This window comes from Saccharothrix hoggarensis (assembly GCF_042678885.1).
GTDB classification, from domain to species: Bacteria; Actinomycetota; Actinomycetes; order Mycobacteriales; family Pseudonocardiaceae; genus Actinosynnema; species Actinosynnema hoggarensis.
In genome coordinates this window covers 11,197-25,088 of the sequence record NZ_JBHTLK010000092.1, presented here as the reverse complement: position 1 = coordinate 25,088, position 13,892 = coordinate 11,197, and the positions used below count along the sequence as shown (strand labels likewise).

Genomic DNA, 13,892 nt, shown 5'->3' with positions numbered 1-13,892 from the left:
CACGCCGAGCCGGCGCAGCGCGGCGGACTCCGTGTCGTCGCGCCCGGCGACCCGGCCCACCACGGCCACCGCCGCGTCGAGGTCCAGCATGTCCAGCTCCACCAGCCGCGCCTCGGCGTGCGCGACCAGCCCGACCAACCGCCGCCGCGACGTCACCACGACGCACGACGGCGGACCCGGCAGCAGCGGCAGCAGCTCGGTCGAGCCGCGCGCGTTGTCCAGCATCACCACCATGCGCCGGTCCGCGATGAGCGTGCGGAACAGCGCCGACCGCTCCTCCACCGTCACCGGGATGTCCGGCGACGGCACGCCGAGCGTGCGCAGGAAGCGGCTGAGCACCTCGCCCGCGCCCAGCGGCTCCTGGTTCGGGTCGAACCCGTGCAGGTCGACGTACAGCTGGCCGTCCGGGAAGTCCTCCCGCACCCGCTGCGCCCAGTGCAGCGCCAACGCGGTCTTGCCGACGCCGGCGGGGCCCGTGACGACGAGGACCAGCCCGCCGCCGGGGTAGTCGGCCAGCAGCCCGTCCAGCCGCTTCAGCTCGTCGTCCCGGCCGATGAGGGACACCGAGGCGCGGGGCAGCTGCGCCGGCGTGATCGCGGGCGTCGCGTCCGCCGCCGTCCGCAGCGCCATCGGGCGGGTCGGCCGCTCGGGCTCGGGGTTCTCCCCCGACAGCACGGCCTGCTGGAGCTTGCGCAGCTCCGGCCCCGGCTCGACGCCCAGCTCCTCGACCAGCACCCGGCGCGCCTCCCGGTAGACGGCCAGCGCCTCGGCCTGCCGCCCGGCCTGGCACAGCGCGCGCATCAGCAGGCCGTGCCCGCGCTCGCGCAGCGGGTGCTCGCCGACGAGCGTGGTCAGGGACGGCACCAGCTCCGCGCCGCGCCCGATCAGCAGCAGCAGCTCGGCCCGCTCCTCCAGCACGGCGAGCCTGCGTTCGGCCAGCCTGCCCCGCTCGACCTCCGCGAACAGGCCGACGACGCCGCCGAGCGGTTCGCCCCGCCACAGGCCCAGGGCCTGGTCCAGCGTGGTGGCCGCGGCCACGAGGTCGCCGCCCGCCCGCAACCGGGCCGCCGCGGCCACGCCGCGCTCGAAGTCGTCCAGGTCGACGGCGTCCTGGTCGACCCGCAGCAGGTAGCCGTCGCCGGCGGCGGTCAGCAGCTCGGCCGGCGCGCGGCGGGCCCGCCGCGGCTCCAGCGCCCGCCGCAGCCCCGCCACGTAGGTCTGCACGAGGTTCACGGCGCTGCTGGGCGTGTTGTCGCCCCACACCGCCTCGATGATCTGGTCCCGGCTCACCGGCATGTTGCGCGCCAGCAGCAGCACCGCCAGGACGGCGCGCTGCTTGGCGGCGCCGAGGTCCACCTCCCCGCCGCCGCGCACCGCCCGGAGCAGGCCGAGCACCTCGAACCGCAAGGGCTCCCCGCCGCCGTCTGCCACCGACCGATCCTTCACCGAAGGTTGTGCCCCCCACAACGGAGCCTAGGAGATCACTTCAGTCGGGCTCCAGTCGTCCTGTAGCCGCATTCTTACGCTAAGCGTGTCCGATCAACCACACAGGGCGAACCCCGGTGCGGGAGGTTGGGCCAGACAGCGGAACACCCGTTGCTCTCCATGAACGACGAGGGCGGGCCGGCGTGCAAGGGGCATCCAGCCCGCGGCGGCGGAACGCCGGCCTGCCCTCGTCCCCTTCTCCACCGGAGCGGGGCCATCCGGTAGGGGATGGTCACGACTCCCTTGCCCTCCCCAGTGGAAGGGGCCGTGACCGGGATCCGAACCCCCGGTCACGGCCCCTTCTCGCGCGCCTAGGCGACCTCTTCGAGCTCCCGCGGCCCGTCCGCGTCGGCGGCCCTGGCGGCCTTCCGGCGGCGACGCACCGCCACGACGACGCCGACGACCACCGCGAGGGCCATCAGCACCCACATCACCCCGTTGAACACGGACTCGATGTACTTCGCCGACGCGCCCGCGGCCGAGCCGATGCCGATGTGCAGCGCCGACCAGCTCACCGCGCCGGCGATGGACGCGGGCAGGAACCGGCGGTACTCCAGCTTCGAGGCGCCCGCCGACGCGGGCACGAGGGTCCGCACCACCGGCATGAACCGGGCGAAGAACACCGCCCACGCGCCACGGCGGCGCAGCAGCGCGCCCGCCTTGTCCCAGTGCTCCTGGCCGATCCGGCGGACCACCTTCGTCTCCCGCAGCCGGTCGCCGTACCTGCGGCCCAGGAAGTAGCCGATGCTGTCGCCCGCCACCGCGCACACCGACACCACCAGCCACATGACCAGGAACCGCGGCACGGTCGTCACCGTCGTGGAGGCCAGGAGCAGCGCGCTCTCGCCCGGCGCGATGAAGCCCACGCCCAGCGTGCACTCCGCCAACGTCAACGCGCCCGTCACCGCGAGCACCGCGGGTTGGGGCAGACCGGCCAGCCCTTCCAGGGCGTCGGTCAGCAAGGCCATGGTTCATCCCCCTGTGGATCATGACGAGCACCGGTGTGCAGGCTAGGGGGAGTCCACCGCGGCCACGTCGTCGGGCGCATCGGACCGGGGGGTGACCGACCACCAGACCCCGGTCGTACGAGGGGTGGCCGAAAGTCGGGGACGCGCCGTACGGCACAACCCCGAGATGAATGGTCGTCGCTTTTCGGAACGGTTCGCGCGCCGCCGCCGGCGGATCACCGCCGGCGCGGTCGGGAACCGTCAGCGCGCGTCGACCACGCCATTCTTGGCCGTGCCCACGAATCGGCACCACTGCTCGACGCCGAAGTCCAACTCGCCGGCGCTCCGGTTCTTCGAATCACGCACGCCCGCGCCGGACGGGTCGAACGCGATCTCCACGCACTCCGGACCTCCGGCGGACGACCGCGTGCTCTTGCGCCACTCCCGTGCCATGCCAGTTCACCTCGAAGGTCAGGCCAGCTCCCGCGCCACCCGCTCGATCAGCGCGGACGACGCGGCCGGGTCGAGCGAGTCGGCGCAGAGGCGCGCGAAGAGGTCGGAATACCTGGCGACGTCCGACGGCTGTTCCAGGTAGACGTCGCTCCTCGCGCTTTCGAGGTAGACCACGTCCGGGTCGAACCGCTCGGGAAAGGCGAGGATCACGAACGGGCCGTCCATCGCGGCGTGGCCGCCCGCTTCGAAGGGGACGACCTGGAGCGTGATGTTCGGCTGTTCCGCGAGGTCGCGCAGCCGCCGCAGCTGGTCCGCCATCACGTCCCGGCCGCCGACGAGCCGCCGCACCGCCGCCTCGTCCACCACCGCGTGCAGGCGCAGCGGGTCGTCCTCCAGCAGGAGCGCCTGGCGCGCCTTGCGCAGCTGCACCCGGCGGTCGACCTCCGCGGGCGCGGCGTCGGGCAGGACACCGCCGATCAACGCCCTCGTGTACGCCTCGGACTGGAGCAGGCCGGGCACCATGAGGCCCTGGTACGTGCGCACCGACGCGGCGTCCGCCTCGAACCCGACGTACCGGCCGGGCGCGATGTCGCCGAACTCGTCCCACCACGCCTTGCGCCGCGCGTCCCGGGCCAGCTGCACCAGCTCCTCCAGCGTCGCCGGGTCCGCGCCGTACGCGGCGAGCATGTCGCGGACGTCGCGCGGGGTGACGCCGACGCGGCCGGTCTCGATGCGGCTGATCTTCGAGGCGGAGCACTCCAGCCGCGCACCGACCTCCTCGATGGTCAGGTCGGCCGCTTCCCGCAGCCGGCGCAGCTCGCTGACCAGCCGGCGCTTGCGCAGCGTCGGGCTGCTGCCCCGTGGCATCCGCACACCTCCCATGGCGACCGCTCCAGTCTGTGGCCGGCGGCGTGACGGGCAAAGGGACGTCATCCATTCGTGTAGTGCAACTTGCAGTCGGTCGCACCCGGTCGCAGGCTGCTGGAGCACACCACCGCCCGGAAGGAGCGCCGAAGGTGTCCGTCACCGTCTTCAGCCAGCTCGACCGGTCCCTGCACGAGCACCTGGACGCGTTGGTCCGCCTGGCGTCGACCGGCGACGACGAGACGGCCGCCGAACTGGCCCGCACCGAGCTGCCGCGCGTGGTGGCCGTGGTGGAGGCGCTGCTGGACGAGCACACCCCGGACGAGCACGGCCGCTGCCCGACGTGCCGCACCCGGTGGTGGAGCCGCCGCCGGCCCGCCCCGTGCCGCGCCTACCTCGGCGCGCAACTGTGCCTGACCGTGGTCGGCGAGGACTCGCCCGTTCCGCGCAAGCGCTTGCGCAGCGTGGGTTAGCGCCCCTTGGACGAGCGGGCACGGCCCGCTCCGGTCGGGCGACGCGCCTTCCCCCGAGGCTCTCAGCGCCCCCGACCCGAACCGCAGCACCGGTCCCGCCTCCCCCCGACCGGGACCGGTGCTGTGGTCACCCCCGTCGCGTCCGACCGCGTTGTGCCCCACCCCTCGTGCCGCACCACGCCGCGCCCGAACGGGCAGTATCCGACCGGGCGGTGGCCGACCGCGCTGTGCCCGAACGGCCGGTGCCCGACCGGCGGTGTCCGAACGCGACGCGTCCGAACAGGACCGCTCAGACCCGGACGGGTTCGAGGCCGTCGTGCTCCGGGTCCACCAGGTACACGCGGGCCGCCGAGATGTCGAAGTACATGCCGACCAGGCGCAACGACCGGGTGGCCACGGCCTCGCGCACGCTCGGGTACGCCATGAGGTTGTCCAGCTGCTGCGCGACGTTCGCCACCGCGAGCCGCTCCACCACCGGCAGCTCCGACTCGCTGCCGTGGAAGCGGATCAGGCTCGGCTCCACCGCCTTCAACCACGAGTGCAGCCGCGTGCCGGGGCGGGTCGAACCGTGGACCACCGCCTTCATCGCGCCGCAGTCCGAGTGGCCGCACACCGCGATCGTCTCGACCGCCAGCACCTCCACCGCGTACTCGATCGCCGCGCCGACGGAGTCGTCGTGCTCCAGCGGCACGAGGTTGCCGATGTTGCGCACGCAGAACAGGTCGCCCGGCCCGCTGGTCGTGATGAGGTTCGGCACCACGCGGGAGTCGGCGCAGGAGATGAACAGCTGCCGGGGGCGCTGGCCGCGCGCCGCCAGCTCCGCCAGGAACGGCCGGACCAGCGGCGCGGTGGTGCGCTCGAACTCCCGCATCCCGCGGATCATCGGGTCGGCGTCACCGCGCTGCCGGGGCACGGTGACGGCGTGCCGGCGCTGCCAGTGCGACCACGGCGCGAACCACCTGGGCAACGGCGACAGCGGCGTCTTGCGCAGCGCCGGGATGCCCTTCCTGGCCTTGCTGAACCACGTGTCGTGCACCTCGTCCACCTCGACGTGGCCGCCCAGCCGCTCGTACCCGACGCGCCAGTCGTCGATCGCCTCGTACGCGCCGTGGTCGAGGAAGTCGATGTGCAGCTCCAGCACGACGCGCTGCCCCAGCGGGATCTCGCGCAGCCGGCGCACCAGCCGGCCCGCGCCGAGGAACACCAGCGAGCCGCGGATCACCACGCGCCAGCCGTCCGGCTCCTGGTCGACGCGGACCGAGCTGCGGGTCAGCCGGTGCAGCGAGCGCAGCGCCGCCGCGGCGACGCCGAGCAGCACGCCTTCCACCAGCCCGAGCGCCACGACGCCGACGAGGGTGACCGCGTAGGCGGCGAACTCGCCGTGCCGCCACAGCGCGCGCATCCGGCGCACGTCCACCAGCCGCAGGCCCATGACCAGCAGCACGCCGCCCAACGCCGCCAGCGGGATCAGCTCCAGCACGGACCCGAGGGCCAGCACGAACACCGCGATCCACACGCCGTGCAGCACGGTCGACGCGCGGGTGCGCGCGCCGGCCGCGACGTTGGTGGAGCTGCGCACGATCACGCCCGTCACCGGCAGGCCGCCGAGCGCGCCGGCGACCGCGTTGGCCGCGCCCTGGGCGACGAGCTCCCGGTCGAGGTCCGCGCGCGGCCCGTCGTGCAGCTTGTCCACGGCGACGGCCGACAGCAGGGACTCGACGCTCGCCACCACGGCGACGGTCAGCACGGCGAACAGGACGCCGGCGACGGTGCCGGACGGCAGCTGCGGCAGCACGACCTGGCCGAGCGGGTCGTCGGGCAGGTCGACGCGGGCCACGTCGAGCCCGGTCGTGACCAGGGTCGCCGCGAGCACGGCCACCAGCGGCGCGGGCACGAGCACGGCGCGCGGCAGGCGGGGCCAGAGCACCATGACGGCGACGGTCAGCGCGCCGACCAGCAGGGCGGACCACCGCACGTCGGTGGTGAGCAGGCGGCCGAGGTTGTCGAACACGGACGTGGCCGCGGCGCCGCCGAGGACCACGGCGGCCTGGCCGACGGCGATGCTGACGCCGATGCCGGCGAGCATCCCGTGCACCACGGCCGGGGAGAGGGACAGCGCGAGGCGGCCGAGGCGGGTCAGCCCGAACGCGACCTGCACGAGGCCGGCGGCGAGCGTGATGGCGGCGGTGGCGGCCCAGCCGTACTCGGCGATGATGCCCGCGGTGACCACCACCATGCCCGCCGCAGGGCCGCTGACCTGCAACGGGGCGCCGCTGAGCGCCCCGGCGACGACGCCGCCGACGACGGCCGACACGAGGCCCGCCATGAGCGGCGCGCCGGTGGCGGCGGCGATGCCGAGCGACAGCGGCACGGCGATCAGGAACACCACGACGGAGGCGGGCAGGTCGTGCCGCAGCACGGTGGCGAGGCCGCCCGGTGGGCCGGCCGTGGTGTGCTCGCCGGCGTGGGACTTCTCGGGGCGCAGCCAGGTCATGTCGGGTCCTCTCGGCAGGAAGGTGTCGCGGGTAGGGGGCATCGCCCCGCGGTCGGCCGCGGGGTGTCGTCGTTCGGGAGAGGTGCCTACGACCGCGCTAAGGGCGGCAGCAGGCGCGGCCAGAAGGCGAGTCGGAACTCGGCCCCGGCGCGGTGGTGAGGGTTCGCCACGGTGGCACCTCCGTGTCGGCACAGGGGACGTGTCGGCACAGCCCGCGTCGCACAGGTCGCGTCCACACCATGATGACGACGAATTGCCTTGTCTCACAGCGGTTCCACCCGGACGTGTTGATCACCCGCCGGATCGTCACCCCTGGTGACGGCCGCTGCGGGGATCGGGTGTCACAGCCGGCCGACGGCGACGTAGGCGCGACGCACCGCGAACGCGCCCGCGCACAGTCCGATGAGGACGGCGGCGACGTGGCCGACGGCGGCGAACTCGGGGACCACGCCGAACCACCGCGCCCCTGCCAACGGGTACGCGACGAGGAGGGCGACCCACGGCAGGCGCAGCACGGCGGGCGCCAGCACGGTGGTCGAGCCGGCCGCGGCGAGCGCCACGTAGCCGGGGCCGACGTCGACGACGTCGGACAGGTCGCCGGGGTAGGCGCCGGAGGAGACGGCCAGGGCCGCCACGAGCGCCGCGCCGACGTGCCCGGCCAGGGCGACCGCCGACGCGCGCCACGACCCGACCTCGCGTTCCAGCGCGCCGAGGCACAGCGCGACCGCCACCAGGGCGAGGCCGGTGCGGATCACGCCGTCGCCGGCGGTGTCGAGCACGAACGCGCTGCCCAGCAGGGCGTTGACGGGGTGGTGGCCCAGGTTGTCGGTGTTGGTGCTCAGCGACTCCCGCACCTGCGCCGACATCCCGTCGGCGAACACGAACCGCGTCAGCAGCGCGAGGACCGCCACGGCCGACAGGTAGCCGGCCGTGGCGGGGTTCCGGCGGAAGTGATCTCGCACCGGGCCATGATCGGGGCAGCCGGCTCAGGCGTCCACTTGGGACCTGTCACCCGACCAGAGGGTGTGGAAGCTGCCCTCGCGGTCCGTGCGGCGGTACGTGTGCGCGCCGAAGAAGTCCCGCAGGCCCTGGATGAGGGACGCGGGCAGGCGCTCGGAGCGCAGGCCGTCGTAGTACGCCAGCGCGGACACGAACCCCGGCGCGGGCACGCCCGCGGACACCGCCTTCACCACGACCCGCCGCCACGCCTCCTCGGCCGACCGCACGGCGTCGCGGAAGTAGTCGTCCACGAGCAGGGACGGCAGGTCGGGCGCCTTGTCGTAGGCCTCGCGGATGCGGTCGAGGAACCGGGCCCGGATGATGCAGCCGCCGCGCCAGATGGTGGCCATCGCGCCCAGGTCCAGGTCCCAGCCGTACTCGGCGCTCGCCGCCCGCATCTGGTCGAAGCCCTGCGCGTACGCGACGACCTTGGACGCGTACAACGCCTGCCGCACGTCCTCCACCAGCGACGAGTCGCCCGCCACCGGCACGTCGGCCGGCCCGAACGCGGCGCGCACCGCGGTCCGCTGGCCGGCCCGCCCGGACAGGGACCGCGCGAACACCGCCTCGGCGATGCCGGTCACCGGCACGCCCAGCTCCAGCGCCTCCTGGACGGTCCAGCGGCCGGTGCCCTTCTGCTCGGCCTCGTCCGCGATGACGTCCACGAGGGCGGCGCCGGTGTCGGCGTCCACGTGGCCCAGCACCTCGGCGGTGATCTCCACCAGGTACGACTCCAGGTCGCCGGTGTTCCAGCCGCGGAACACCTCGGCGACGTCGGCGGGCGTCATGCCGCCGACCCGGTGCAGCAGGTCGTACGCCTCGGCGATGAGCTGCATGTCGGCGTACTCGATGCCGTTGTGCACCATCTTCACGAAGTGCCCGGCGCCGTCCGGCCCGACGTGCACGCAGCACGGCACGCCGTCGACCTTGGCCGCGATGTCCTCCAGCACCGGCCCGAGGTGCTGGTAGGACTCCTTCGACCCGCCCGGCATGATCGAGGGGCCGTTGAGCGCGCCCTCCTCGCCGCCGGAGATGCCCGCGCCGACGAAGTGCAGGCCGGCGTCCCGCAGGGCGGCCTCGCGGCGGCGGGTGTCGGCGTAGTGCGCGTTGCCGCCGTCGATCACCATGTCGCCCGGCTCCAGCAGGGGCACGAGCTCGTCGATGACGGCGTCGGTCGGGCCGCCCGCCTTCACCATGATGATGATCTGGCGCGGGGTCTGGAGGCTCGCGACGAGCTCCTCCAGCGTCTCGGCCGGCACGAAGTCGCCCTCGTGGCCGTGCTCGGAGACGAGCGCCTTGGTGCGGGCGTTGCTGCGGTTGTGCACGGCGACGCGGTAACCGTGCCGGGCGAGGTTGCGCGCCAGGTTGCTGCCCATGACGGCGAGCCCGGTGACGGCGATCCGCGCGGGTGCCTCGGAGGTGGTCATCTGCACAGCCTGCCGAAATCGGCGCTCGCGCGCACCTGTCCGACACCTCTGGACGCCCATTGCGCCGTGCGGCGTCCGTCACGCCTGTAACATCGTGAAACAACGGTGGAACGGGGGGCGGCATGGCCAGGGCGACGGTGCGGGACGTGGCACGGGCGACCGGGCTGTCCATCGCCACGGTGTCACGGGTGCTCAACGGCCAGGCGAACGTCGCCGAGCACACCCGGGAGCTGGTGCTGCGGACCGTCGCCGGGTTGGGCGCGGAGGCGCCCCGGCCGCGGGGCGCGAAGCCGACCGAGCCCGTCTACGTGCGCTGCCCGTACCTGCTCACCGACTACTTCGGGCTGATCGTGTCGAGCGTCGCGGAGACGTTGGCGCTGCACCACCGGCAGGTCGTGCTCAGCGCGGGCACGTCGGCGCGACCGGCGTCGGCGCTGGCCGGCCTGCCCGGCCGGTCGGACGTGGGCGGCGCGATCCTGATCCTGCCGCCGGAGCCCGCCGAGGAGCTGGTCCGGCTGCGCGACCGCGGCTTCCCGTTCGTCGTGGTGGACCCGCGCACCGAGCTGCCGCGCGACGTGGCGTCGGTGTCGGCGGCGCACTTCGCGGGCGCGCGCCGGCTGATGGCGCACCTGGTGGAGCTGGGCCACCGGCGGATCGGGATCATCGGCGGGCCCGGCGACTGGCAGGCCAGCGACGGCAGGCTCGCCGGGTACGCGGCGGCGTTGTCGGACGTCGGCGTGTTGCCCTCGCCGGAGCTGCTGCGGCACGTCGACGAGCCGACCACCGGGAACGGCTACCTCGTCGCCCGCGAGCTGCTCGACCTCGCGGACCGGCCCACGGCGCTGGTCGCGTTCAACGACAAGATGGCGGTCGGCGCGCTGCGGGCGGCCCGGGAACGCGGCCTCGACGTGCCGCGCGACGTGTCCGTCGCGGGGTTCGACGACCTCGACCTGAGCCGGGCCACGCGGCCGGAGCTGACCACGGTGCGGCAGCCGCTGCAGGAGATGGGCCGGATGGCGGTGACCCTGCTGATGCGGCTGCTGGACCGGCACGATCTGGAGGCGCTGCACGTGGAGCTGGCCACGGAACTGGTGGTCAGGGCGTCCACGGGGCCCGTGCCGCGCGTGTGACGCGTCCGCTGTTCCACCGCTTTTCACGGTATTTACCGGGCTGGACGCTCAGCCTTGACACCGGTTCCGGGCCATTGTTTCCTTTCACGTGCGGATAAGTTCCAGAATTGTTTCATCTGTTTCACGCCCGCTGACCCTGCGCACACCGTCGTGAAAGGAGTCCGAGGTGCCCTCATCCCACCGTCGGGCCTTCATCAGCACCGGCATAGCGGTGATCACACTCGCCGCCGCGGTCACCGCCTCCACGTCCACCGCCTCCGCCGCGGGCGAGACGGTCAACGTCTACCTGACCACCACCTCCGACGCGGGCGGCCGGACCGTCACCCGCGGCCTCGCCCAGCAGCCGTCCGTCGCGTTCAGCGCGAACGGCGGCAGCGCTGCCCACACCATCACCGTCAACGAGGGCACGACGTACCAGCAGTTCGAGGGCGGCGGCGCGTCGATCACCGACACCACCGCCTACCTGCTGCGCGGCGGTCCCGTCTCGGCCGCGACGCGGGACGCGGTGATGCGCAAGCTGTTCCACCCCGTCGACGGCATCGGCCTGTCGTTCGTGCGCAACCCGATCGGGGCCTCGGACCTGTCGCGGCCCGGCCACGTCTCGCTGGACGACACGTGCTGCGACCTGAGCGACTGGGGCGCGAACGGGTACGACACCGACGTGCGGCTGCTGACGCAGCAGGCCAAGCAGCTCAACCCGCAGCTGCGGGTGAAGGGCGTGCCGTGGAGCGCGCCGGGCTGGATGAAGGACAACGGCCGCATGGACCAGATGGGCTGGCTCAAGTGGGAGCACTACCCCACGTACGCCCAGTACCTGGTGAAGTACGTCCAGAGCTACCAGGCCGCCGGCATCCCGGTCGACTACCTGTCGGTGCAGAACGAGCCGAACTGCTGCCAGGCGTCCAACCCGACCGCGATGAACTACCCCGGCATGGCCTGGAACCCGTCCGGCCTGGTCGAGTTCACCAAGAACCACGTCTACCCGGCGTTCCGCGCGGCGGGCATCACCACCAAGGTGCTGGTGCACGACTGGAACTACGGCGACTACGCCAACTTCGGCGCGGCGATCCTCGGCGACGCGGGCGTGCGCAACGACCCGCTGTTCGGCGGCATCGCGTGGCACGGCTACTTCGGCGACCCCGCGGTCGGCACGCAGGTGCGCAACCAGTACCCGAACGTGCGGCAGTTCAGCACCGAGCACTCCGGCGGCACGTGGATCTCGAACCAGCACAACGAGGACATGGCCGACATCGTCAACTACGCCCGCAACTGGAGCTCCAGCCTGGTGAAGTGGAGCCTCGCGCTCAACCAGAACATGGGCCCGCACAACGGCGGCTGCGGCACGTGCACCGGCCTGATCACCGTGCAGGAGGGCGGCGCGCGGGCCGGCCAGGTCGACTACACCGTCGAGTACTACACCACCGGCCACCTGACGAAGTTCGTCAAGCCGGGCGCGCACCGGATCGACTCGACCGCGAACGGCACCGTGCAGAACGTGGCCTACCGCAACCCGGACGGCTCCAAGGCCCTCATCGCGCACAACGGCGGCACGTCGTCGCAGTCCGTCCGCGTGAACTGGGGCAACCAGTCGTTCACCTACACCCTGCCCGCCCGCACCTCGGCGACGTTCACCTGGCAGGGCACGCCCGGCAGCGGCGGCGGCACGGGCGGCGCCATCACCGGCCTGGCCGGCAAGTGCGTCGACGTCGCCGGCGCGAGCAGCGCGGACGGCACCGCCGTCCAGCTGTACACGTGCAACGGCACGGCCGCGCAGCAGTGGACGCGGCCCGGCGACGGGACGCTGCGGGCGCTCGGCAAGTGCCTCGACATCAAGGACCACGGCACCGCCGACGGCGCGCAGCTCCAGCTGTGGAGCTGCGCGGGCGGCGCGAACCAGCAGTGGACCCACACCTCGGGCCGCGACCTGGTGAACCCGGCGACCGGCAAGTGCGTGGACGTCACGGGCAACACCAGCGCGGACGGGACAAGGCTCCAGATCTGGACGTGCACGGGCGGCGCCAACCAGAAGTGGAACCTGACCTGACCGCTGTCGTCCCCACTACGGGGTCCCGCTCCGGTAGGGCGGGACCCCGCTGACAACCCGGCCGCGACGGCGCGAGAGTCCAGGGCATGACACGACTCCTCGTGCTCGTCGCGGCCGTGTTCGCGGCCTGCCTGACCGCGCCCGCGGCCCAGGCTGCCCCGTGGACGCTGACCGTCGCGCAGCGGCAGGCGTACCTCAACTACTACGCGCCCGTCATCCTCAAGAGGGGTGACGAGAACGACGGCAAGCAGGGCCGGGACTGGCTCGCGAACTTCGACTTCGACCGGGACGGCGTCTACGCCACCAACCGGGCCAACTGGAAGCTCGTCCCCCAGTACGTCGCCGGGACCGCGGGGTACGAGCGGTGGCGCGTCCGGCCCACGCTCTACACCGCGCTGCTGGAGTTCACCGGGAACGACGGCAAGTCGCTGGTGCTGCTGTACCACGTCTACAACGCGGCCGACAAGGACGGCGACGAGATCCACGACTGGGAACGGGTCGAGATCGTGGTGCGCGGGGTGACCGGCACACCGGGCGGCGCGGGCGAGTCGTTCGCCAACTCCACCGTGACGCACCACAAGGACCACGTGATGCGGCGGTCGTACGACCCGGACGTCAACTTCCTCCAGACCGCCAACGGCAGGCACCTGATGCTGTGGCAGGCCGACGAGAGCGACTTCGACCTGCCCGACGCCGGGCCGCACGCGCACGAGCTGCGGTACGTCACCAACACGTGGGCGTACGTCTCGGGGCGGATGGCGGCGGGCGGCAACGCCGAGGTGAACATCTCCGGCGCGGACGACAAGCGCAACGTGCACTACGCGTTCGTGCCCGAGGGCGCGGCGGGCGCGGTGGCGGCGTTCGGGGCCGTGCCGTTGACGTTCGCCAACGCGTCCGCCCAGGCTAGCCGGGTCGACAACGGCACGAAGGTGACGTGGCCGCGGGTCAAGCGGCTGACCTACGAGCTGCAGGACCTGGCGGACATCGTGCCGACGCACTGGTCGCAGTCGGCGTGGCAGCGGCACTGGCTGGCGACCGACGTGGTGGACGTGCGGTTCGAGACGCCCGCGCTGGGCATCGGGACGGGCGTGCAGCGGTTCTACAACCAGTCCCGCGACGACGCCGCGTCCGACCTGACCGACGGGCGCGAGGGGTACCTGTCGAAGGCGTGGTTCTTCGGCGCGTACTCGGCGGAGCTGAACGAGGACACGCCGTCGGGGTCGGACGACTTCGGCGGGTTCGCGGGCACCGGGCTGGACAGCTCGGGGCGCAGCCGGGGAGCCGTCAGCGGCGACCTCGCCTCGCACGGGGCCTACTGGCGGCAGCACGAGTTCTTCGTGCACTCGGGCGGGATCGACGACAGCGCGAGCCGCGAGGTGGGCGTCTGGCTGCCGCCGGGCTGGCACCTGGCGGCCAACGGCGGCTTCGACGGCCGCTGGCAACCACTGTTCGACGACCGCCCCGCGGCCTGACTCCCCCGCACCGCCCCGCGGTCTGGCTCCACCGCACCGCCCCAAGGCCTGGCTCCACCGCACCGCCCCAAGGCCTGGCTCCACCGCACCGCCCCAAGGCCTGG

11 protein-coding genes are annotated in these 13,892 nt (G+C 73.3%); 4 read left to right on the top strand and 7 right to left on the bottom strand.

From position 1 onward, the window contains the following. The 4 genes from ACFQ3T_RS18565 to ACFQ3T_RS18550 form a co-directional block, all read right to left on the bottom strand. Positions 1 to 1,431: AfsR/SARP family transcriptional regulator (locus ACFQ3T_RS18565; protein WP_380724552.1), on the bottom strand; the 1,431-nt coding region annotated here is incomplete at its 3' end. Between the two features lie 365 nt (positions 1,432 to 1,796). Beyond that, entirely contained in the window at positions 1,797 to 2,453 is a 657-nt protein-coding gene (locus ACFQ3T_RS18560; RefSeq protein ID WP_380724551.1) for a DedA family protein, read from the bottom strand. A gap of 240 nt (positions 2,454 to 2,693) precedes the next feature. Further along, complete coding sequence (locus tag ACFQ3T_RS18555) at positions 2,694 to 2,885, bottom strand: DUF397 domain-containing protein (RefSeq protein ID WP_380724550.1); 192 nt, start codon at positions 2,883 to 2,885, stop codon at positions 2,694 to 2,696. 18 nt (positions 2,886 to 2,903) lie between these two features. Further along, the gene (locus ACFQ3T_RS18550) at positions 2,904 to 3,752 is read right to left on the bottom strand and encodes a helix-turn-helix domain-containing protein (RefSeq protein WP_380724549.1); all 849 of its coding nucleotides are present in this window, start codon (positions 3,750 to 3,752) and stop codon (positions 2,904 to 2,906) included. A gap of 149 nt (positions 3,753 to 3,901) precedes the next feature. On the opposite strand from ACFQ3T_RS18550, the gene ACFQ3T_RS18545 reads away from it, so the two are divergent. Next, positions 3,902 to 4,222 carry a hypothetical protein gene (locus ACFQ3T_RS18545; protein ID WP_380724548.1) on the top strand — a complete coding sequence of 107 codons (321 nt, stop codon included), beginning with the start codon at positions 3,902 to 3,904 and terminating at the stop codon, positions 4,220 to 4,222. A 289-nt stretch (positions 4,223 to 4,511) separates the two neighbouring features. Here the strand turns inward: ACFQ3T_RS18545 and ACFQ3T_RS18540 are convergent, their stop codons facing one another. The 3 genes from ACFQ3T_RS18540 to gndA form a co-directional block, all read right to left on the bottom strand. Then, positions 4,512 to 6,716: a SulP family inorganic anion transporter gene (locus ACFQ3T_RS18540; RefSeq protein WP_380724547.1), complete on the bottom strand. Its 2,205-nt coding sequence runs from the start codon at positions 6,714 to 6,716 to the stop codon at positions 4,512 to 4,514. A 341-nt stretch (positions 6,717 to 7,057) separates the two neighbouring features. Then, a complete protein-coding gene (locus ACFQ3T_RS18535; RefSeq protein ID WP_380724546.1) occupies positions 7,058 to 7,678 on the bottom strand; it encodes a rhomboid-like protein in 621 nt (206 codons plus the stop codon). Positions 7,679 to 7,702: 24 nt separating this feature from the next. Continuing rightward, complete coding sequence (gene gndA, locus ACFQ3T_RS18530; protein WP_380724545.1) at positions 7,703 to 9,142, bottom strand: NADP-dependent phosphogluconate dehydrogenase; 1,440 nt, start codon at positions 9,140 to 9,142, stop codon at positions 7,703 to 7,705. 122 nt (positions 9,143 to 9,264) lie between these two features. On the opposite strand from gndA, the gene ACFQ3T_RS18525 reads away from it, so the two are divergent. The 3 genes from ACFQ3T_RS18525 (at position 9,265) to ACFQ3T_RS18515 (ending at position 13,788) form a co-directional block, all read left to right on the top strand. Beyond that, positions 9,265 to 10,272, top strand: coding sequence for a LacI family DNA-binding transcriptional regulator (locus ACFQ3T_RS18525; protein WP_380724544.1), 1,008 nt, complete (start codon positions 9,265 to 9,267; stop codon positions 10,270 to 10,272). Between the two features lie 211 nt (positions 10,273 to 10,483). Further along, positions 10,484 to 12,316: a ricin-type beta-trefoil lectin domain protein gene (locus ACFQ3T_RS18520; RefSeq protein ID WP_380724543.1), complete on the top strand. Its 1,833-nt coding sequence runs from the start codon at positions 10,484 to 10,486 to the stop codon at positions 12,314 to 12,316. An 86-nt stretch (positions 12,317 to 12,402) separates the two neighbouring features. Further along, positions 12,403 to 13,788 carry a hypothetical protein gene (locus tag ACFQ3T_RS18515; RefSeq protein ID WP_380724542.1) on the top strand — a complete coding sequence of 462 codons (1,386 nt, stop codon included), beginning with the start codon at positions 12,403 to 12,405 and terminating at the stop codon, positions 13,786 to 13,788. The last annotated feature ends 104 nt before the right edge of the window (positions 13,789 to 13,892 follow it).

Bases quoted from the DNA above. Each gene is read 5' to 3' on its own strand.
- gndA (WP_380724545.1), bottom strand. From the start codon at position 9,142: ATGACCACCTCCGAGGCACCCGCGCGGATCGCCGTCACCGGGCTCGCC.
- ACFQ3T_RS18515 (WP_380724542.1), top strand. From the start codon at position 12,403: ATGACACGACTCCTCGTGCTCGTCGCGGCCGTGTTCGCGGCCTGCCTG.
- ACFQ3T_RS18550 (WP_380724549.1), bottom strand. From the start codon at position 3,752: ATGCCACGGGGCAGCAGCCCGACGCTGCGCAAGCGCCGGCTGGTCAGC.
- ACFQ3T_RS18540 (WP_380724547.1), bottom strand. From the start codon at position 6,716: ATGACCTGGCTGCGCCCCGAGAAGTCCCACGCCGGCGAGCACACCACG.
- ACFQ3T_RS18555 (WP_380724550.1), bottom strand. From the start codon at position 2,885: ATGGCACGGGAGTGGCGCAAGAGCACGCGGTCGTCCGCCGGAGGTCCG.
- ACFQ3T_RS18525 (WP_380724544.1), top strand. From the start codon at position 9,265: ATGGCCAGGGCGACGGTGCGGGACGTGGCACGGGCGACCGGGCTGTCC.
- ACFQ3T_RS18560 (WP_380724551.1), bottom strand. From the start codon at position 2,453: ATGGCCTTGCTGACCGACGCCCTGGAAGGGCTGGCCGGTCTGCCCCAA.